We start from the raw sequence: 22133 nt of genomic DNA, 5'->3' as shown, positions 1-22133 counted from the left end.
TCTTTTACAGAAAATAGTGACGATAATACGAAAGAATGCCTGAAACGATACCTTCAGCTAAACTTTTCTGATAGGTATCGGAATTAATTTTTTGGAATTCTGATGGATTAGACATATATCCAAGCTCTAATAAGACTGCTGGTGCAGTTGTTTCTCTTAAAACAGCAAAAGTGTTCCGCAAGACACCATTGTTTTTAGCACCTGTTTTCAAAACGACTTCCGATTGAAGTGCTTCAGCTAGAAATAGACTTCTTGATAGTCTTTCGCTATTATTATGATACTGTGCATTAATTTTTGATGGGTACTCTTCATAATATTTATAATAATAGGTTTCAATACCATGTGCACTATGGTTTGTGGACGCATTGAAGTGGATACTAACAAACATATCTGATAAGCTTTTATTGGCCTTGGCAGATCTATCCATTAAGCTTACTGATTCGTCAGCAGAGCGACTTAAAATAACTGTGTATCCAGCCTCTTCAAGCTTTGCTTTAACAATGTTTTGCATCGTTAAGTTTAAATATTTTTCGGTTTGATGATTATAAACAGCTCCAGGATCAGAACCGCCATGCCCTGCATCTAGATAAATAACCTTATTAAACGCTTGATAATTACCTTGAGAGGCAGAGGCTTTTTTGTTCTCTGTTATCTGCTCAGAATCAGTGACACTAACTGAAAACCAACCAATGCCTTCGTCATTCCAACCAACGCTATCTAAATAGTGGCTTTCGCTCTCGCTCAAGGTATAGTGATGACTACCTGGCCCTTTAGCATTAGGATTATAAAGTCTATAGACGGCCTTATCCCCTCCAGAATACCACCCAATGCCTTCGTAATTCCAGCCAACAGCATTTAAATGATCACTTTCAGCCTTTGAGCGCGTATAGTGGTGATCTCCATTATTGGGATTATATAATCGAAAAACAGCATCTCCTTTTCGTGGAGCATACCAGCCAATGCCTTCTGAAAGCCAACCTACAGATACTAAGAAATTACTCTCACCTACCTGGGCTGTGTAATGATGTTCTCCGGAGTTAGGATTATAAAGTCTAAAAATTGCTTGTGTTTCAACTTCAGTAGGTAACTCCTCGTTTTGAGTGGTTTCGTTTCTTTTGTCGTTGGTTTCTAAAGACTCGACTTCACTTTTGGCTTCTGAATTTTGTTTAGGTAAACTACTTGTGACAGAAGCTTGTGAACTTGTCTCTTTTTCTGCACTCTCTAGCTCATTACTTATATTACTTGCGTCATTTTTATTTTTCGATACAGGCATAGATAATGAAGTCGATGAGCTTTCATCAACACTTTCAGCTGGGTTTTCTTTTGACATCTGAGTTTCATCTGAGTGAGCGGTCAAATCAGATGTAACTAAAGACGCAGATTTTTCTGAATTTGTCTTATCATCCGATGTCTTTAAAACTTGTTTAGAAAAAAGTGGAGAGCTTGTTTCTTCTGCCTTTATTGTATGTCCTATCCAAAGATTAGTTAGAACAATGGAGCTAAGAAGAAATGTTTTTAAGTATTTTTTTTGCAATTTTTGGCCCTATATTTCTAATGTTTTTATTTTCTAATCATTATAACATCTTGTAATGTTACTTTCAAGACACTAGAGTTTTTTTAATACTGATATTTTTTAAAAAAATCGTCCTAACAAACTCTATCGAATCATCAAACCTTCTGATTTATGCTAATGATTCGATGATTTAATCATTCGCGCTAAAATTCCTTTATCTAACATCCATAAAAATTGAGGCATAACGTAAGATAAATATGAATTGATGTTATTTTTGTGAACACCTTTTTTGAGATAAGTATTTTGGCGCCATTGAGGCCCAAAATGAGTAATCATAAATGCTTTGATTTTGTTGATATCATTGCTTGTCATATCATGACTCTGCAGCAAACGATAAACATGTCCCACACACAAATGTTCTAGAGCTAAATATTGCAATTCATCTCGATAATAATCTTTTTGACTCCCAAATAACTGAAATAAGTGATTCAATGCCTTATAAATATCATTACTTGTTTTTTTATTGCTATTGGCATTCATAATGGAGCCTGGATTATTTACATAATAATTATATATCGCTTTTTTGATGTAAACTACTTGTTGACATCTAGAGGCTACATAAGGTGTCACTGCCAAATCTTCATATATTACACCATTGGGAAATTCAACACCCTGGTAAAGCTCACTTCTATATATACGAGTCCAGTTTGCTTGTTTAGAAATCATAAATCCCCTGATTATGTCTTTGTTATAGCCAGAATTAACCGTTAAGTATTTCTTTTGAAAATTATCTTTATTAACCAGGTTAATATCAAACATGATGCCATCTGGATTTTTTTTAGCAGCTTCCATAAATGTTTCTAGATAATTTAACTCTAAACTATCATCTGGATCAAAAAAACCAATATAACGGCTATTTTCAACTAAATGTAGTCCCATATTTCTACTCTCAGAAACACCACCATTAGTTTTATAATGATACTCTATGAAAGAATATTTTTTCGCATAGCGTTTAATTATAAGGCTAGATGAGTCAGTACTGCCATCATCAATACATAAAACTCTTAAGCGACATTGCCTAAGATAGGTTTGATTGATAATACTATCTAAGGAACGACTCAATAGTTTTTCTTGATTATAAATTGGCATGATAAGCGTTAAATCATATAGCATAATATCCTCGTTTAAAATGTGTAATAATGAGCTAAAGTACTAAGAAGCATCGTGTAAATCCAACAAATTGATAGGTTAAGAATAATGCGATCTGATAACATATCTTGGCACTGCTTAAATAATTTATTATTAGATACCATGAGTATCAGCATGAAAACGACAACACCTAAACTATACCTATCCTGCATACCTTCAACTACCCTGCTTCCAACTGGCGTCCAAGTAAGGTACATTGCTAACACAGCTCCTGTAAAGAGGCCCAGTATGACAAGTGCTAAAGCAAATCTTGACATGATATTCATGGTTATTTTATGAGCGTTGTTCAAAACAACCAGTCCTAAAAATAATATTTGATAGGCAATTAAGAAAGTGGGACCATAAGTTAATCGACCAAATAAGTTAATGTTAGCTGGATAAATAATCCTCATCACTATCTCTCTCATTATTACAGGGAAATAAGTCAAGGGCTTATTAATAACAGATTTTATTTGACGAACGGCATCTACATTAGACAAGGTGTCTAGCTGCATATAGTTAACATTAACAACTTCTGAATACAATTGACCCCAAAAAATAGTCCCTAAACACACCAGTACAATAGCAACGAATTTCACTAACCAAACAGGATACCTTCCAAAATCAAATTTTTTATTCGGAATAAAAACAATTAGAAAGGTTAATAACATAAAAGGAAGCTTAATTGTAATCAAAGAGGCACACAGTAAAATAAATGCCAAAAATGGTTTGAACCCAATTGCCTTTTCACTTAAATAAATATGGCAAAACAGTGCTGCAATTAAAAGCATAATCCCAATTCCTACAGGGTCTTGACTAAATGATCCTGCTAAATAAATATTCATCGGCAATAACGCTGAAACAGCTATGATTTGCCCCAAAGCTCCAGCTATCTTGATGGCTAAAAAAACAATTAACGCGTAGCAAATAACATTAAGTAAGCGACCTAGAATAAAGCTAGTTTTTAAATTAATATTTAGAGCATTTCCTATTGTTAATCCTATGGCTTGTGGAATATAGCCTAAAATGTAATAAGAATTAGTAATGGTTAATCGTGGATTTGGAATTTCCTTATGACTATGTTTTATTTTATCTAAATTAGTAAGCGGTAATGGTTTCCCAAGGTTTTTATCAAACTCTTGGAAATCACTTGATTGCAACAGTTGACTGGGGTTATTTGATAGATTAACATCCCCTTCCGACAAAAATAAACTCCGCTGAAAATGCGCCGACTCATCAGGAACATCGTAGACTGGACTTAAAAGAGCTGATGCTCCGCCAAGTGTTATAATAATTAAAGCAGTCGCTTTTCCTAATCCTTTAGGTTTAAAACTAATTAACAAAAATCCTAATAACAGCAACAAACTAAGGATTGTTATGGGTAAACGAGTTAAGTCTGCATAAATAAGTAATATTAACAGATAACTAAACAAATAAAGAACATAGGATCCTCTATTTGCCTTAAAAGTGTTACTAACTTGATGAAGAAAAGTCATTCTACCACGTCTTTCTTTTTATATAGAGATAAATGCAAAGTGAGCTCAAAAGCCAAATGAACATTGCACAGAAAAAGGCAATTGAAGCTCCTAATATACTGTAAGTCTTCACTAAATAAGGTGAGAAGATTATTGTGACTAAAAATGACAACAAATAAGAAACAATGAGAAGTTTTTGTTTTCTAATAACTGTAAGAATATTATCTATTGCTATTGCATAACTACTGAGAAGACCACTTACCATCAATAGCATAAATGCTAGCTTTAAATCATTTAAGTGGACACCATATAACATATTGAGAAAAGGAATACCTGCTACAAAAGAGCCTCCTAATACCAAACATCCAATAGCCAGCAACCAACTAAACAACTGTACCTGAATTTTATAAAAAAAATGTATTTTTTTTTCGGAAAAAAAGATTGCCATCTTAGTGATCAATGGCCTAAAAAACAACATCAATAGATTCATGACAAAAGTAGGCATAAAAATGATGTTAAAATCTTTTTGGACTCCAGGTTTCAAAATACCTGCTTCTAAAAAATTATCAATAACATATTTGGGATAATTATAAATATAAAGCAGTAAAAAGCCATTAATAAACAACGGAAAACATTCTCTTAATAATTTGAATATCAATTTCCAATTGATTTTGTAAGTTCCAATATTTTCAAACTGTCTAGCTTTTAAAATATCTAGATACAAAATAGAGATTGTCGAGATAATCAAAACCCAGACCATTGCATCAATGATGTTTCTTTGCCAAAATAGCCCTAAAATGAATGCCACTATAATCCACATATTCCTGAAGAATAGAGATTTTCCTGCTAAATCTAATCGTTCATGTTGTTGAAAAATTCCTTGATAAACATCAGAAAAGGCATCTGTTGAACGGTATAAAATCATTAAAAAAATAAGTGCCGATTTTTCTGATGTGTAATCTTTCATCATAAGGTATATGATTGTTATCCCTATCATGATGCCAATTGTTACCAAGCGTGCAAAAAAATAAGTTGTAAATTCAAATGTTCTTTGAATATCGGTAGCTTGGTAATTTCTGACCTGAAACAAACCAATAATAACCAATAAACTGCCTAAAGCATAAGCAAAACTAAAAGTATCTGTCTGAGACGTTGTCGCTAAACGTGAGACAACCAGTAAAAATATCACTGAAATGATAGCTGTTGATAGGCTCCCAAATAAATTCCAGATAAAGTTTTTTCTCTCAGAGAGTTTCGTTATGTCAGAATCCTTACTTATCATTTTCTTTTTCCTTTAGAGCAATATACTGAATTAAATTTTTTAACTTAATCTCAGTCTTGGCTAAAGCATTTGTTAATCGATACTGTTGAATAATTAACAAAAAAATAATAGCTAAAAAAACAAAATTTGCCGGCGACTCAAACCCAATAATTTTTGCAAAAAATATGATAACCTTCGGAAAGATAGCAAAGAATAACAAAATACCAGAAAATAATAACCAGAAAAAACTATCTTCAATGTGAATATTTGATTTTCGGATATTACCTAAAATGAGTGTTGCTGTGATAATTGCTGTGACGATAAAAATTACTTGTAAGCTAAAAACCATTATTTCTTCTTCCTAAAGTTTTGAATTAATAAGATTGAAGTAAACATATGAATCATATATTTAATAGAGCGACTCAAAGTCAAATAAGATTGACCAGCTTGCCTTTCTTGCATAGCAACTTGGACTTCTTTTACGTCAAATCCTTGGCGTATCAAATAAGATATCGTGTCTGGTTCGGGTGTATAGTTGATATCCTCTGCAAATGCCTTTATTAATACGTTATTAAACATTCTCATACCAGAAGTTGGATCCGAGATAACTTTACCTGTTGTTAACTTGATGGCGTAGCTAATCAATGTATTACCCAACATTCTAAGCGAGTGATGTTTTGCGCTACTAATAAATCGTGAACCAATCGCACAGTCAGCCCCATTGTCAATTAATTGAATTAGCCGTTCAATATATTCAGGAAGATGCTGACCATCTCCATCAAATTGAATTACCATATCATAATTTTGCTTTAAGGCATATTTGAAACCTGTTTGAACAGCACCTGAAAGGCCCAGATTTACTGGTAAATCAATAATATTAAAAGAACGCTTATGACAAATCTCTGACGTTCTGTCCTTAGAGCCATCATTGATAATAATATAATCATAAAAAGGATAATGACGAATGAGATTATCCACTACCGATTCAATGGATTCCTCCTCATTATATGCGGGTATTATTACTAAAAGTTTATTTTTTTTCATTTCCATAATCATCTTTATCTAAATATCAAACATCAAAACCATTGGGATGTTTTTTTTGCCATCTCCAGGCATCCTGACACATTTGCTTAATATCATATCGAGCTTGCCATCCTAGTTCTAAGTTAGCTTTACTAGGGTCCGCGTAACAAATCGCAATATCGCCTGGTCTACGTTTGCTAATTTTATATGGGATATCCTTTCCAATAACGTCAGACATCGTTTTAATAATGTCCAAAACAGAATACCCCTTTCCAGTTCCTAAATTATAGACACGAAAAATTCCTGGTTTTATCATTTGAGACAAAGCCGCAACATGGCCTCTTGCCAAGTCAACCACATGAATATAGTCACGTACACCTGTTCCGTCTTTTGTTGGATAATCACTACCAAAAACATTAACATAAGCAAGTTTTCCAATAGCCACTTGCGTCACATAAGGAAGTAAATTATTAGGAATTCCGAAGGGATCCTCACCTAAGTCTCCAGATTCATGTGCTCCAATAGGATTGAAGTATCGAAGAACTATAATTTTCCAGCTATGATCAGCTGTGAAAATATCTTTCAAAATATCTTCTAATATTAGCTTCGTTCTGCCATATGGATTTGTCACGGATAATGGAAACTCTTCTTTGATTGGTACTTTCTCGGGATTTCCATAGACAGTTGCTGATGAGCTAAAAATAAGATTCCGACAATTATACTTTGTCATCACCTTTAATAAGGTTAATGTGCCTACGACATTGTTCTCGTAGTAAGACAATGGTTTTTCAGATGATTCCCCAACAGACTTTAAACCTGCAAAATGAATAACACTATCAATCTGTTCCTTTGAAAAAATGTTTTCTAATGCCTGTTCATTGCAAATATCTTCGTTATAAAAGGTGACTTTTTTTGCTGTTAATCGTTCAACCGTATCAATACTTGCCTTTTTACTATTAGAAAGGTTATCGACGATAACTACAGTATGGTCAGCCTTTAATAATTCTATGCATGTATGAGAACCTATAAAACCTGCTCCACCTGTCACTAAAATGTTTGCCATAATAACCTCCTTAATTCTTGATAAAAAGCGTATCACTATTTCACTTTAAAAAATTCTTTATCATCTAAAATATAGTGATGTCCTAACGTCAAATCGTACTGCAGTATTTTTAGGTCTTCGTTAAGTTTCTTGAAAACAGCTTTTTGGTCTCTATTATCTAACAGTTTCGTTAATAAAGCACCATAAGGAGAGACCTTTGCATTTGTGTGTTTCAAAATAAGTGCTGGAAAATCACTTGAATGGACTTTTGGATAATCCAACTTTTCCGTCTCATAATTGCTCCAGATAAAATAATCCGTCTCATATTGACTACCTGGATTTGAAGAAAAAGCTGAGTTAGGATAAAATCCAGGTAAATGATCGCCATAGAAAACAACTGTCACATTTTTTTCATAGCTAGACAGTTCATTCAAAAAATCTTGCGTCATTTGATCCGTCACATTTAATAATCGTGAATAATTTGATAACGTTGTGTTTTCTTCCTCTGTGAAGCCTTTTCCTGTCCCGCTAATATCTGCGGGTTCTTCCTTAGTCCAAGGAATGTGATTTTGCATCGTGATAACAGAAAAAAACTGGTTTTTATTCTTATCTAAATGACTAAGAACAGCATGGTAGCTTGATTTATCTGTGGCTCCTGCACTTAAAAATTCAAGCTGAGTTGGTTTATCTTTTGTACCATCTAGTGCAACAAAAGTATTAAATCCTAAATCATTATAAACAACATTCCTTGCATAATTTGTTGCATTGTGTAAGTGAACAGCATACTTATCATTATTTTTAAAAGTGTCACTTATCGATGGCACGTAAGGCATGCTAGGAATAACTTCGGTATTAACGACTGCTACGCTAGGAGAAAAGTTTGAATAAGGTAATCCTGTCAATGTTTGAATTTCAACATTGGCAGTACCTCCACCATAAAAATCAGACACCATTGTACCACTAGTGTTTGTTTTCATAACTTCAGAAATATTTGGAATGATGTTTTTTGAAAGTGAAACACCAGCAATACGTTCTGGATTTGCAAAACTCTCACTGAGTACAAAAATAACAGTTTGGTCATTCAAATGCTTAAATCTAGTTTGATTGATTTGAGTAGCCTCTTCTTTGTAAAGTTTCGCAATCCGCTTAACTGAAGCCTTGCTATATCCACTAGGGACTTCCATAATAGAACCTGTTAATTGTTTGGTCCAAATATAGGCAAGAGATTTATATCTGGCATTAACTAAAAAGCCCATCCAATCGATATCGTTCCAGTTACTCACTTTCGACAAAACTGGTATGCCATTAATAACCTTATTGTCTTCTTTATGTCTAAAAGTTATCAGCGTTCCAAGTCCAAAAAACATTATAAAAAACAAATAAAACAATCTAACTTTGTAATCATTTAAAATTTTTCCTGGAAAAATGTACTTTCTGACAATAAAATACAAGACAACAATGCCTAAACTTATCCCAGTTATTTTAATAAACAAATTAGTATCAAAACTGCTCAAAAAAGACAAGTCCTTTAGCCAAACAAAGTCTGTCATCAATAAAGGTTCATTACGCATTCTGACTTTTGTTGCATTTGCTATTGATAATAATATTCCTAAACTTAAGCTAAGCACCGTCGATAGCACATAGCGATTGATGAGTAGATAAATAACAAAAAACAAGAAAAACAAGAAAGCAATCTGATAAGCGGTTGCTCCAGGAAAAATATATCTCTCTAACAACATGGCATCTTTTTTTAAGCCATATTGGAAACAGTAGTTAAATACTAAAGCTAGTAATAAACTACTGGCAAAGGCAAGGTGGATGCTGGGTTTGTTGTTAGTTATTGACTCATACGCCTTATATAAATAGTAGCAAATAACATGAAATGTTATTAAGCAAAGCAAAAGATTGATTACAGAAAACCGTATGAAGGCAGTATAGTCTGCTTTTTCCAAAAATGATGACAAAATATCGTCTCGAAAAATCGTAACAAGATGCTTATCATTAATAATGAACGAAGAAATCATCCCAAACAGAATTGAGTCGGATGATTCAAATACTGCCATATACTTAGATAATATCAAATCCAATGAACTTCGTTGGAGAAATATTTTCAAGATTATAGTTGCTACTAACATACCTACTAACGGAAGTAAAAAACTATTTGTTGTCACTGATAGCTTAGAAAAATCCCAAACTTTAAATTTATCATCGTTTAGATACCTCGTTACAAGTATAAAATAAGATACTAATAAATAGGTGAGGTATCCTAAGCCTAACTTTTTAAGAAACGAGACATTTATAAATTGAGTTAATATCACTGTGATACTCGTCAAAGCTAAACCAAAAGTTATTCCTGAAAAATTAAAAAGTGTTTGAATGCCTACTACATTATGATTGGCAATAGATTGTTTCAAAATAGGAACAATGAGTAAATAAAAATTAATATAAGCAAATAAAATTACTGCTAAAATAGGTTGTAAGCACTTGGGCCAATTAGCGTTTTTTATTCTAGTAATTATCATTTTTTCAATATTTTTTAATTATTTATTTTTTAATATTCTTCTAATTATATATTTTATCGCACTTCCCGGACCACGGTAAATATATTTCAAGGCACCTTTTATACCTCCAATTTGATCAAAATTAATATATGTGTTCTGAACAAGATCCGGTCTTAAATTGAGAACTTTGTTATCAACATAAGGGCTGATATAAAGAGGATTACGAGAAATAGCATAATCATAATCATTAGCCCACGCTAGGTAAACAAGAATTCTTTCAATTGAATGAAGCACCGTATGTTGACCTATTGGTTCTTCGGGGATGTCTAAATCTTCAAGTACTAGATCAAATAAAGGTTGTAATGCTGCTTTTTTGAACCAAATAAAGGTACCATAGCTCATAATAAAAGTATCTAATTGATTAAAATCTAATGCTCTCGATAATCCCATTTGCTCCCATAAAGCATTCATATCTTCAGCAAACTTATTCTCATTAGTCGGGTCTACAATTTTTGTATAGCGAAAGAAAGAAGGAATATCCGCAATAACAAGTCCGAGATTATCTCTTTGCTCTAAACTAGCAAGAATGTTGTTAGCTGGTTTTATTAACATTTGATACAATTCGCGACGCCATGAGTCACCTACCCAATGAGGGTATTCCGGTGATTTTTTCGTGTGGAAATGGCCAATGTAATCATAGTTTGCCAATTCTTCTTTCAACTTCAGCATCGGAATAATGTCTCGTCCTTTATTACCAGTTAAGAAAATTCGAGCAGGCTGAGCTAGCTTATCAAGAATTACTTGAATGTGTTCTCTTTTTTCTTCGGTATCTGTTGTCAAAAACAAATCATAATCAAAATTGAAATGTTTAAATTGAATCAGAAATTCTTCTAATAAATCAACATAAAAAGTATGCAGGTGAACAGCTATCTTCTTCGTATTAGAGTAAGGAGGTGTCCCCGTTGTTAAAACTTTTCGTCCCAATAAATAAGCAGGTGTTGGCACGCTAATATCTGACATATGATCCAAGATATGTTGCACTGGATAATCTGTTTCTTCTTCTATTGCTATTAACAGATACGGAGATAAGTGTTGCGTTAAGTCGAAGGTCTTAACTTTAACAAAAGGAACCTTATTTGCCAGTATGACATGTGGATAATGAATTGTAAAATTAGAATGAAAATAATCGTCTGCAATAGGAACTGTATTTAAAACGGATTGATAATGAAATCCTGCATCTAAGAAGCGTTTCGTGTATTGCGTCTCATAATTATCAATAACATATTGAACATTATCATAAGCCTCTATGTTAGTCCAAAAAGCTTGAAAAACTTCTGAAGCTACGAGGGAGCGCTTGAACGACATGAAGTAAGATTGTAGGTGTTCTTCTATATGAACATGATGCGTGTCTACTTTGGTATGATTTGTCATTCCCCAAAAATCTACAGATATGTCCGACTCGTATTTTTCAAAGTAGGGCTCCATATCCCATAGTGGCCCAAAACAGGTGTCATTCATGCAGGTCACGGAATCAAATTGATCTAAACGGTCAAAACCGATAACATTCATTCCATCATGCCAAGCAGCAAAATCATACCCTTTGTTTTCTCTTTGAATAAAAGAATCAAATAGCTGCTGTTTTTTTAGTTGTTCAATAGCTTCCTCTTCTAATAGGCTATTAGAAATAAATACAATTTCAGAAAATAACGGTCTCATTTTCTCCAATTGATAAAATACATGGCTGCTAATCTTATTATATTTATGATAGTGAACATATAACAATAATCGTTTCATTTTTTTCTCCTAAAAAAGTTGATTATTTTAGTTGGAATCGTCCAGCGACGAGAATTGATGACATTTAGGTATTGATTTTTCCAGTTTTGGGATTCACGTTGCAAAGATAATATTTGAGTCGTCAATTCACTGATATCGCTCTCTAATCGCATGATATCATTCGACTGGTAGTGAGTTATCTGATCAAAAGTATGTGTCACCATGCTATCATAAGTGCTTGTCAGGGTGTAACGAAACTGAAGTGTCTTTTTATGATATTGATGAACATCATAAATGATTTGTGGATCTTGGGTCAAAAATAAAAACACATCATTTTCAAGTATTGCATTATAACTAAGTGGTTTGATAAATTGTTTCGTTTCAGCATCATATAAACTAATTTGAGCAGAAATACCCGTTTGTTCTGATAGATCAAACCTTATAAAATTACACTGATCACTGATTTCAATCATAAAATCATCAGAAAAAGCCAGGTCTTTTTGGTGACTATTCATAGCCGAAAAACTATCTAATTCTTCCGATTCAAATATTGTTAACTTTTGATTGTGAATAAACCAAGGAAATTCGTCATAATTATAAGAACCTAGCAACTCTTTTATGGGATAAATTATTTTTTTAGTGGAAGGGTGGCCAGTTGCTATTGCTTTTAGAATTGATGCATACGCATTTTCTAAAGTGTAAACTTGTCTAGCCTTTTGCTGTAAGTATAGAGACCTTGTTTTATACTCTTCATAGTCTTCTAAAATGGATTTCAACAGTTGTACTAACTTGTCAATATTTCCTATCGGATAGCTATGACCAGATTTAAAAACTTTTTGAACTGATTGATACCCATAATTATCAGAAACAACTGTTGGAATTCCTTTTAAGGTAGCTTCTACAAAAACCATTGGAAAAGCCTCTGATTTAGAGTTAAAGACACATACATCTTTATCAGTAACATATTCCCAAGGATTTGCCTTATGTCCTAAAAATTGAACATTAGTCAACTCATTCTCTTTAATAATCGCATCAATTTTTTCTTTTACAGACTCTTCCCAACCACCAATAAAAACAAGTGGAAGATTACGTTGATTTAACGCAATATAAGCTTTGAGAAGCTCTATTTGATTCTTATTATCATTGATTTTACCAATCGAGATCAAGCGTCTAGCCGTACCACTTGTAACAGGTGACTGGTCAATATTAGAATAAGGCATAAATGTTTTTGGTCTTTTCTCTTGCGGAAAGAGGCTAGCAAGTTGCTCATTCAAAATACCTTCAACAGAGAAAACATCATCTGACATGTCAGCCATAAATGGAATATAATCTTTGTAATAAGCAAATTCTTCTGTTGGAAACTCGTGAATTAACCAAAAATGCTGCCGATTTTCACAAGCAGCTGCAACAGCTCCCTGAAACAGATTAGCCGTATTAGTAATGACAATATCAATATTATTTTCCTTAATGTATTGACGAATGTCATAAATATATTTTTGGTAGAAATAAAAACGCTCTTCTTTTGTGCCATGAAGTTGTGCAGGCGATTCCTCCCACCACCAATTTAAAAGAGGTAATTTCAAAAAAAGTATTCCATTTTCCTTCATTTTTTCAATGTACTTGTCTTGAGAAGGATGTGGATTACTAGGAAAAACATTAAATACTTGATAATTGTGTGATTGCAGAAACGTCATTAGATTAATCACTGATATTTCTGCACCATTGTCCAAAGTTCCAGTAGGTGATATGACTAATACTTTTTTCATGTTCCTTTTACCTAATTCCACTCACTACTTCGTCTGAGCATCCCCGTATTGGCATCCCATTCGCTTTCTTGTGATTTGTCAATGATTCTGTCAATAACAATGACCGGAGCTGTAGCAGCTGGCGAAAAAGCCAAAGCGTGCTTCGAATTATCTCTGACAGTTGCTGCTAACTTTAATTTAGCATGGTTAAGGTAATCCAATCGACATGTAAATCGAACTTTTTTGTGACCTGCTCCTGTCGTTTTTAAGTCCATTGAGTTGTCGTTATAGATGCCGAAATTAGTATCGAGATCTAAAAATGATAACGCAATATGAGTATCAATATTTTTTAACACCCGATAAGAAAATTCTATAACAATATCTTCTGTCGGGCTAATTTGTGGTGAGGACAATAATCTAGCGTTAAAATCTTGTACAACACTACCTTGACCATCTGTCTGATGTTCAGCTGCTTTTTCTGAAACAACGACATTATCAAAACTATATTGATTGGCAACAATATCCGGGTCACCAATAGCCTTAACCAAGCCATTTTCAATTAATATAGCTTTATTGCAGTATTTTTTTACAGCCCCCATGTCATGGGTCACCAAAATAGTAGTTTTTCCACTCTTCTTACGTTCTAAAAAGTAGTCATTGCATTTGCGTTGAAATGCTTCATCTCCTACCGCTAACACTTCGTCTAAAATCAAGACATCTCCTTGCGCTTTTATCGCGACAGAAAATGCTAAACGAACTTGCATTCCTGATGAATAGTTCTTTAATTTTTGATTCATGAAGTCATGAAGCTCTGCAAAATCGACAATGTCATCGTACATTGCATCAATCTCTTCTGTAGTAAATCCAAGCATAGCTCCGTTCATGTAAACGTTTTCTCTACCTGTTAATTCTGGATTGAATCCTACCCCTAATTCAATAAATGATACCATCTTACCTTGAACTGTTACGCTACCTTTTTCGGGTATGTATATTTGGGAGATAATTTTTAATAGGGTCGATTTACCTGAACCGTTTCTACCAACGATACCAAAAAAATCTCCTTCTTCAACTTCAAAATTGATATCTTTCAATACATGTTGTTCTTTATAGCCTTTTATTCCTTTAAACCGATTGACCAAAGCAGTTCTTAAACTTTGGGTACGCTCTGTTGGTAATCTAAAATATTTGCTGACATGGTCAACGTTTACAACAATTTTTTTATTTGACATTAAAGAATCTCCGCGAATTTTTTAGCATGATGGTGAAAAATATAGTATCCAATCAGAAAGATTATTACTGGGAAAACATACGGTATCAATGCTAACCATTTGTTATTAATCAAATCCCATCCTCTCATTGCTCCTGAATAGATGATAAAATGCCTCATGTCTTGTATAATTTGTGCAATTGGATTAAGCATCATTACTTTAGCAATTCCTACCTGGCCTCGTTGCAAAATAAAGGTCAATGAATAGATAATAGGAGTTGCATACAAACCAGCTTGTAGTACTACTTCCCAAATTGGTCCGATATCTCGGTATTTGACAAAAAAGGTTGATAATATGAACGAAACTCCCGTAGCTAATAACATCAACTCAGCAAACAACGGAAAAATAATTACCCACTGCCAAGAAAAAGAAACTCCATTGACTAAGGCAAAAACAAAAACAACAATCAAATTAATTGAGTAATTGATAGCCGCACCAACAACAGATGAAAAAATAATAATTTCTTTGGAAAAATTTAATTTTCTTAAGAGGTCTCCGCGAGAAACAATTGACATCATTCCCATATTTGTTGCCTCTGTGAAGAAATTCCATGTCACCATTCCCAGTAGAAGACCTATTGCATAGTGAGGTGTTCCATCGTCAAAGCGTAAGAAACGGACGAAAACCAAATACATGATTGTAAAAAGAAGCATTGGTTTTAAAATAGACCAAAGGTGCCCGATGAGGCTTCCCTGATACCGTAATTTAAAATCTGTTTTTACCATTTCTTTTAGCAAAATACGATTTTTTTGTGTTAAAAAATTCATTCTGTTCTCCTGTATCCACATTTTGTCATCACTAATGCTCTAAAAATTATTGTGTGGAAAATGCGATTTTTTCGAAAACCATACTGCCTCAGAGCTGCTAGGCGTTGAGGCAGCGGTTTTTTTAATAAGTCGACATAAGTTTGTATCATTGCTCGATCATTTGGAGTGAGTGGTAACGCTAATAATGACTGGGCCTGTTTTTGGCTGGATGTGATTAACCACCAATATTTCTGTATCAAGGTGGTTGGACGTATCCAGTTTTTGACACGCTTTGACCATGTTCTCGCTCCGAGGACGTTATTGTCGTGTTGACGATAAAGTTCTGTTGCAACATCGAGATAAACTAATTTACCTTTGACTGTTGCTAATAAAGCGAGGTACCAGTCATGCATCAATAGATTTTCACAGCTGGTCCAATATGCTGCTAACGCCTGATTGATCATCATAGTGCCACCTGTCACGGTATTTTCTGTCAATTCTTGAACTAATGTTGTGTTAGCATGTGCTGATTGTGTGCGAATCATGCTGTCATAAATGACTTCGAGGTTTTGATTGACCACTTTTAAGTCAGTGTAGACCAACAAGGGTGTTTGAGCACTATGCTTTTCAGCTTCTGCCAAACTAAGCGCTAACTTGTCTTCTAACCACACGTCATCTTGGTCGCTGAAAAAATAGAAATCAGCCTCTTGATGCTTTAAAAGGGTGAAAAAATTTTTGACAACGCCAAGGTTTTCATCCTTTTCTGAGTTAATGCACTTAATGCGAGGGTCTTGTGCCACAAACTCTTGAATGATTTCACGTGTTCGATCGCTCGACCCATCATCTCTAATCAATAAAGTCCAATCCGTGACGGTTTGTTTTTGAATGCTTTGAATCTGCTCTGCCAAAAACCGTTCACCATTATAGGTGGATAGCAAAATATTAATGTTCATTTAAAAATAAAGCCTCATACTCTCTGACAATTTTTTCCCAGGTATAATCGTTTTGGATAATTGTTTTGGCTTTTTCACCCAAAGCATCTTGATCGCTACCTGAGTCAACTTGATTAATCAATTGAGCCAAGTTGCCTTCTTTTTTTGTCCAATAAAGCGCCGCTGTTTTAGCCACTGAGTGATTAAATGTCACGTCTAGTACTAAGTTAAGGTTTGTATGGGCTAGCGCCTCTAACAATCCTGGATTGGTCCCACCAACCTCATGACCATGAAGGTAAGCAAAAGCATTCTCACGAATATAAGTCAGCAAGTCTCGGTCATACTGAGTGCCGATAAATTTTATCCGAGGATCCTCATGGCAGCCCGTGGACGCAACAAGTTTGTCAAAGTAAGCGTTACCTTTGTGGTTGCAAATGATAATTAAATCACGCTTAGTTGAAGACGCCATAAACTCTCGAATTGCTGTTTCATAATTGTTTTCAGGAACAAATCGGCCTATGATTAAATAATAATCTCTTTCTGTCATGTCAAATTGACGGAAATAATCTCTGACCTTATTGTCTGTGGCAAGAAGGTTCGAAGCTTTTGTCTGTGTGCCATAAGCGATGAACCTGGTCTTTGACCACGGATAGGCCAGTTTGATGTAGTCATCAATACCAATATTGTCAGAAATCACCAAATCTGCGTGCTTGGTCATTTGTTTTTCAGCATATTTCAAGTAAACCTGAACAGGTTTTGACCATTTGGCACGTTTCCACTCTAGTCCATCTGGGTTGATAAATAGTTGACCTCCACGCGCATGCACCTGTCTTACAAAAGGTGCAATAAAGGCACCGATTGTGTTGCCAAGCACATAAAAAATAGGCTTTTGAATATGATGTTTGTCGATGTAAGACAAAGCATAACTAATAGCCATCATGTCGTAGGCGATAACTCTTGCAGGACCCAGTTTAGGTGGATTGATGTAAAAACAGTCTGTCCCTTTATAGTCAAAATGCTCTTGGTGTTTTGTGTCACTGAGGCAGGCAACGTGGTACCGAATAGCTTTGCTAATCTGATGACTAATCAACTCCTCAACAAAAGTCTCAAACCCACCATAAGTTGCTGGCAAGCCTCGACTTCCGATGATAAACACGTCTTGCATAAACATAATGCCCCATTCTAAAGTATAATCAGTGATATTATATCATATTTTAAGGGGTAATGCGATACAAAAAGAGGTGGCCACTATAGCCATCTCTTGCTTCATTATGATAAATTATTGACCTCTTGATGGTAAAAATCATTTAAGGCATCTTGCCACATTGGGATGACAAATCCAGTAGCTTTAGCCTTGTCCAGGTTCAATGTTGAGTTAGCTGGTCTTTTTGCCTTGGCAGGAAAAGCTGATGAATCCACAGGTACCACTTCGACATCTGTATCTTTTAAAATTTCTTTGGCAAAGTCATACCAAGTGGTGTCTTCGTCTGCATCATTCGAGAGGTGATAATACCCATATTCTTTTTGATTATCTGCCAAGTGGCACATAAACTCTGCTAGAGTTCGGGTCCAAGTCGGACGACCATGCTGGTCATTGACAACCGTTAGTCTTGGGTGAGTTTTTGCAAGATTTTGCATGGTAAAGACAAAGTTTTTCCCATAATTACCAAATACCCAAGCTGTGCGGATAATATAAAACTGCTCAGCATATTTCTCAACCGCTTGTTCTCCAAGACGCTTTGTGCGTCCGTATTCGGTTTGAGGGTCTGGCTGGTCTGTTTCTAGCCACTCTTGTCCTACTGGTTTATTGCCGTCAAAAACATAGTCTGTTGAAATGTAAACTAGAGTCGCACCGTGACTGGCACAGGCTTTAGCAATCACCTCTGTTCCTGTGACGTTGATTGCTTCGTTCAAGGCTTTCCCTTCATCTTCGGCAGCGTCAACTGCTGTGTAGGCTGCACAATGATAAACCAATGTTGGTTTGACTTGCGCAAAGACCTCCTCAACCTGATGTTGATTTGTAATATCCATCTCAGCAACATCAACTGCAACGTAATCAGTGTTACGTTCATCTAGCAAATAGCGAAGCTCTGTGCCAAGTTGCCCCTTGCTTCCTGTAATTAGAATCATGTTTTCTCCTTTTCAAATAAAGACAGAGTCGCCCTTATTAATAACGACTACGGTTATCTTTCTTATTATTTTACATCAAAAAAGGGAATATTTCATCCCTTTGCTTTATGATTAACGAATTCCTAAGGCAATTCTCGCATAACGGCTCATCTTATCAACACTCCAGGCTGGTGACCAAACCAACTTCACTTCTGTTTTCGTCACTTCTGGAATGTCACGCATGGCATCATGAATTTGGTCTGTTAACAAATCTGCTAAAGGGCAGCCCATAGTGGTTAGGGTCATATCAATTTCTGTATGACCATTGTCTTCAAAGCGGATTTCATAAATCAAACCAAGATTAACAATATCAATCCCTAATTCAGGGTCAATCACTGTTTCTAAAGCCTCTAAAATGCTATCTTTAATCGCCATAACTTGCTCTTCAGAGTAATGTTGTGTTTCAGGCATTGCTCCCCCTTTCCAAAAATGTTCCAAATCAAGCTTTATCTGGTCATTTCTCAAACAACTACGTGGCTAGACGTCTTAGTCTTCAATAAAATCTCTCAACTGTTTGCTACGGCTAGGATGACGTAGTTTACGAAGGGCTTTGGCTTCGATTTGACGGATACGCTCACGGGTGACGTTGAAAACTTTGCCCACATCTTCTAAGGTGCGCATCTTGCCATCATCTAGTCCAAAGCGCAAACGAAGAACATTTTCTTCGCGGTCTGTCAAAGTGTCAAGCACTTCATCTAATTGCTCACGAAGCACGACACGCGTCGTGTAGTCAACTGGGTTTTCAATGACTTCGTCTTCAATAAAGTCACCTAGGTGGCTATCATCTTCTTCACCGATTGGTGTTTCTAAGGAGACTGGCTCTTGAGCAATTTTTAAAATCTCGCGAACCTTGTCCGGAGTCATTTCCATACGCTCTGCAATTTGCTCAGGCGTTGGATCTTGTCCCAACTCTTGTAGCAGATTACGTTGCTCACGAACCAATTTATTAATCGTCTCTACCATATGAACCGGAATACGGATAGTTCTGGCCTGGTCTGCAATCGCACGCGTGATTGCCTGACGAATCCACCAAGTCGCATAAGTTGAGAATTTAAAGCCTTTTGAATAATCAAATTTGTCAACAGCTTTCATGAGACCCATATTGCCTTCTTGAATCAAGTCAAGAAATTGCATGCCGCGCCCTACATAACGTTTTGCTATTGACACCACCAAACGTAGGTTAGCCTCTGCCAGACGCTGTTTGGCTTCTAGGTCTCCCTCAGCTACTGCTACCGCCAAGACTTTTTCTTCCTCGCTGGTTAATAGGGGAACAACACCGATTTCTTTGAGGTACATCCGAACAGGGTCATTAACCTTAGCAGAGTTGCTACCAATTAATTCTGCATCTGTCAACTCTTCTGGCTTTGGCTCTTCAACGATATATTTTGTTGAAGGGTTCCCTTCTTTATCAGTGATGGAAATACCACCATCTGTCAAACGCTCAAGCAAATCATCAATACGATCTGCATCTAAAGCAAATGGAATCACAAGTTTTTCAGTCACTTCGTCATCAACAGCTGTTCCTTCTTTTTTATGATGACGAATAAACTCCGCGACCTGAACATTAAACGTTGTAATTTCTGTTTCTTTTGCCATATTTTCCTCTATTCCATGTTTCTTTTTTGGGCGATTAGATTTTCTAATACTTCCAAAGCTAATTGGTGATCCCCTTTATTGCTAGACTCTCTCACTTGTTTGCCTTGTTTGTTGATATCTCTTTGGGTTAATAGCTTTTGGCGCTGAGATAAAATGTCTGCTATTTCACCATCTGCTATTTCCTGGGGGAGTTGCTCTTCCAAGACCCGATAGTAAGCTTGGTTGACCTCTTCAGATAATTGCGATAAATCATATGAAGAAATCTGACCATACTGTTTGATGTGCTGATAAATCTCTTGAAAGGCGGGTGTGTCAAAATAAAATGTTTCTCGGTGACGAAATTCATTGAGCAGGTAACTGTGATGTAATAATCTGTGCAAGAGGTGACTTTCTGTCTTAACCACAGCTGACAAACTTTTAACAAGCGGTAAAGTCATCATTGCTGTTGGTTGAGGGACTTGATTTTGCCGATGTTGGCGCTCTTGCACCCTAAACATGTCTACGGATTGCTCGACTTGAAAATAGTCAAAATCCGGCAAGAGGTCTGCAACTTTATTAATGTATGAATTCTGAGCCATGATGGACGGTGATTTTGCGATAATCGGCGAAATTTTCTCCACGTAAGCAATCTGCGACTGTAAGTTGTCTAAATTTTCTGGTTTTAAGTGATCAATAAAAAATTCTGTACTACTAATACGCGACTGTTTGAGTAATTTCGCCAAAGCTTCGGGAGAATGTTTCTGCACAAAATCATCAGGATCCATTTGATTGGGCAATTTAACAATCTCAACTAAAAAATCCTCTAACAAGGTGAGTGATTTTGCAATTGCTTGCTGGCCAGCATCGTCGCCATCATAGGTCAAAATAACTTTTTTAGCCACTTTCTTGAGATGATTGACATGTTCAGGAGTCAAAGCTGTCCCCATCGAAGCCACTGCATTTTCACATCCCGATCGATAGGCTGCTATCACGTCCATGAACCCTTCCATCAAAAATACTTCGTGTGTTTTTGCAATCACAGGTTTGGCCTTGTCTAAATGATAAAGCTCATAGGATTTATTAAAAAGAACTGTCGACCGAGAATTTTTATACTTAGATAGTTGGCTCTTGGCATCAGCTTCTGTCCAAATCCTCCCAGAAAAAGCAATGACACTTCCCCTATCGTCCGTCAAAGGAAACATGATTCGGTTTCTAAACGCGTCATAAATCGTGTTTGATTGTTCAGACAAGTTAAATAAGCCCGAGGCGGCTAGCTGGTCTTCATCGTATTTCTTAGAGAGCGCTTGGTAGAGATAGTCTGTCTCATCTGGTGCTAAACCAATATTGAAATGCTCAAGTAACTGATCTGTCAAACCTCTCTGGTAAAGGTATTCTTTAGCTTGTTGTCCTATCTTTGTAGTCATTAACACGGCATGATAAAACTTAGCAGCATCCTCATGGAGTGTTTTTAATATCTGGTTAGCACTCTTTTGAGGAGATTTTTTTGAACCTGACCGCGGCGCAAAATCAACAGCAATGCCTGCCTTATCAGCGACAATTTGAACACTATCTAAAAAAGGAACTTGCTGATATTCCTCTATAAATTTAAAAACATCCCCTGATTTTCCACATCCAAAGCAATGGAAAAACTGTCTGTCTTCAATGACATTAAAAGAGGGCGTTTTTTCTTTATGAAAGGGACAAAGTCCAAGGTAACGTCGACCTGTGCGGGTAAGATTAACCACCTCACCGATAACATCAACGATGTTTACTGCACTTTTTATTTGGGAAATCTTTTCTTGGTCAACTGCCAAATCATCACCTCCCCACAAAAATCCCATTATGATTTTATATTTTATTATACCATTGAAAATGGTCTTTGTAAATTCAAAAGCATAAGCTATTACATTGCCATTTTTCTT

At 35.5% G+C, this 22133-nt stretch carries 18 protein-coding genes; all 18 read right to left on the bottom strand.

Annotated elements, in window-relative coordinates; genetic code table 11:
* Positions 1–4 precede the first annotated feature (4 nt).
* Entirely contained in the window at positions 5–1534 is a 1530-nt protein-coding gene (locus tag AKK44_RS09285) for an N-acetylmuramoyl-L-alanine amidase (protein ID WP_054279044.1), read from the bottom strand.
* Positions 1535–1687: 153 nt separating this feature from the next.
* Positions 1688–2686 carry a glycosyltransferase family 2 protein gene (locus tag AKK44_RS06720; protein WP_054279043.1) on the bottom strand — a complete coding sequence of 333 codons (999 nt, stop codon included), beginning with the start codon at positions 2684–2686 and terminating at the stop codon, positions 1688–1690.
* Positions 2687–2697: 11 nt separating this feature from the next.
* Positions 2698–4197, bottom strand: coding sequence for a DUF2142 domain-containing protein (locus AKK44_RS06715; RefSeq protein WP_054279042.1), 1500 nt, complete (start codon positions 4195–4197; stop codon positions 2698–2700).
* 1 nt (position 4198) lies between these two features.
* A complete protein-coding gene (locus tag AKK44_RS06710) occupies positions 4199–5458 on the bottom strand; it encodes a lipopolysaccharide biosynthesis protein (protein ID WP_054279041.1) in 1260 nt (419 codons plus the stop codon).
* Positions 5448–5786 (bottom strand): DUF2304 domain-containing protein, encoded by a 339-nt coding sequence (locus AKK44_RS06705; RefSeq protein WP_054279040.1) that lies wholly within the window; start codon positions 5784–5786, stop codon positions 5448–5450. The genes AKK44_RS06710 and AKK44_RS06705 overlap by 11 nt, the downstream gene beginning before the upstream one ends.
* Positions 5786–6481, bottom strand: a complete 696-nt coding sequence (locus AKK44_RS06700; RefSeq protein ID WP_054279067.1) for a glycosyltransferase family 2 protein — start codon at positions 6479–6481, stop codon at positions 5786–5788. The genes AKK44_RS06705 and AKK44_RS06700 overlap by 1 nt, the downstream gene beginning before the upstream one ends.
* A 25-nt stretch (positions 6482–6506) precedes the next feature.
* Positions 6507–7523, bottom strand: a complete 1017-nt coding sequence (gene galE, locus AKK44_RS06695) for a UDP-glucose 4-epimerase GalE (RefSeq protein WP_054279039.1) — start codon at positions 7521–7523, stop codon at positions 6507–6509.
* A gap of 35 nt (positions 7524–7558) precedes the next feature.
* Positions 7559–10024, bottom strand: a complete 2466-nt coding sequence (locus AKK44_RS06690; protein ID WP_054279038.1) for an LTA synthase family protein — start codon at positions 10022–10024, stop codon at positions 7559–7561.
* Between the two features lie 18 nt (positions 10025–10042).
* Positions 10043–11797: a rhamnan synthesis F family protein gene (locus AKK44_RS06685; protein ID WP_054279037.1), complete on the bottom strand. Its 1755-nt coding sequence runs from the start codon at positions 11795–11797 to the stop codon at positions 10043–10045.
* Positions 11794–13542, bottom strand: a complete 1749-nt coding sequence (locus AKK44_RS06680; protein WP_054279036.1) for a glycosyltransferase — start codon at positions 13540–13542, stop codon at positions 11794–11796. Before AKK44_RS06680 ends, AKK44_RS06685 begins: the two co-directional genes overlap by 4 nt.
* A gap of 11 nt (positions 13543–13553) precedes the next feature.
* Positions 13554–14750 carry an ABC transporter ATP-binding protein gene (locus AKK44_RS06675; protein ID WP_054279035.1) on the bottom strand — a complete coding sequence of 399 codons (1197 nt, stop codon included), beginning with the start codon at positions 14748–14750 and terminating at the stop codon, positions 13554–13556.
* Entirely contained in the window at positions 14750–15556 is an 807-nt protein-coding gene (locus AKK44_RS06670) for an ABC transporter permease (RefSeq protein ID WP_054279034.1), read from the bottom strand. Before AKK44_RS06670 ends, AKK44_RS06675 begins: the two co-directional genes overlap by 1 nt.
* Entirely contained in the window at positions 15553–16488 is a 936-nt protein-coding gene (locus tag AKK44_RS06665) for a glycosyltransferase family 2 protein (protein ID WP_054279033.1), read from the bottom strand. Before AKK44_RS06665 ends, AKK44_RS06670 begins: the two co-directional genes overlap by 4 nt.
* Complete coding sequence (gene cps2T, locus AKK44_RS06660; RefSeq protein ID WP_054279066.1) at positions 16478–17632, bottom strand: beta 1-4 rhamnosyltransferase Cps2T; 1155 nt, start codon at positions 17630–17632, stop codon at positions 16478–16480. The genes AKK44_RS06665 and cps2T overlap by 11 nt, the downstream gene beginning before the upstream one ends.
* Positions 17633–17736: 104 nt before the next feature.
* The gene (rfbD, locus tag AKK44_RS06655) at positions 17737–18597 is read right to left on the bottom strand and encodes a dTDP-4-dehydrorhamnose reductase (RefSeq protein ID WP_054279032.1); all 861 of its coding nucleotides are present in this window, start codon (positions 18595–18597) and stop codon (positions 17737–17739) included.
* A 111-nt stretch (positions 18598–18708) separates the two neighbouring features.
* On the bottom strand, positions 18709–19047 hold the full coding sequence (locus AKK44_RS06650; protein WP_054279031.1) for a metal-sulfur cluster assembly factor: 339 nt from the start codon (positions 19045–19047) through the stop codon (positions 18709–18711).
* Positions 19048–19122: 75 nt separating this feature from the next.
* Positions 19123–20232 (bottom strand): RNA polymerase sigma factor RpoD, encoded by a 1110-nt coding sequence (gene rpoD / locus AKK44_RS06645; RefSeq protein ID WP_054279030.1) that lies wholly within the window; start codon positions 20230–20232, stop codon positions 19123–19125.
* Positions 20233–20240: 8 nt separating this feature from the next.
* Entirely contained in the window at positions 20241–22052 is a 1812-nt protein-coding gene (dnaG, locus tag AKK44_RS06640) for a DNA primase (protein ID WP_054279029.1), read from the bottom strand.
* Positions 22053–22133: the final 81 nt, after the last annotated feature.

Origin of the sequence: Streptococcus phocae (assembly GCF_001302265.1) — a bacterium.
In the GTDB taxonomy this organism is placed as follows: domain Bacteria; phylum Bacillota; class Bacilli; order Lactobacillales; family Streptococcaceae; genus Streptococcus; species Streptococcus phocae.
The sequence above is the reverse complement of the archived record's forward strand: the minus strand, read 5'-3'. Positions and strand labels throughout refer to the sequence as shown.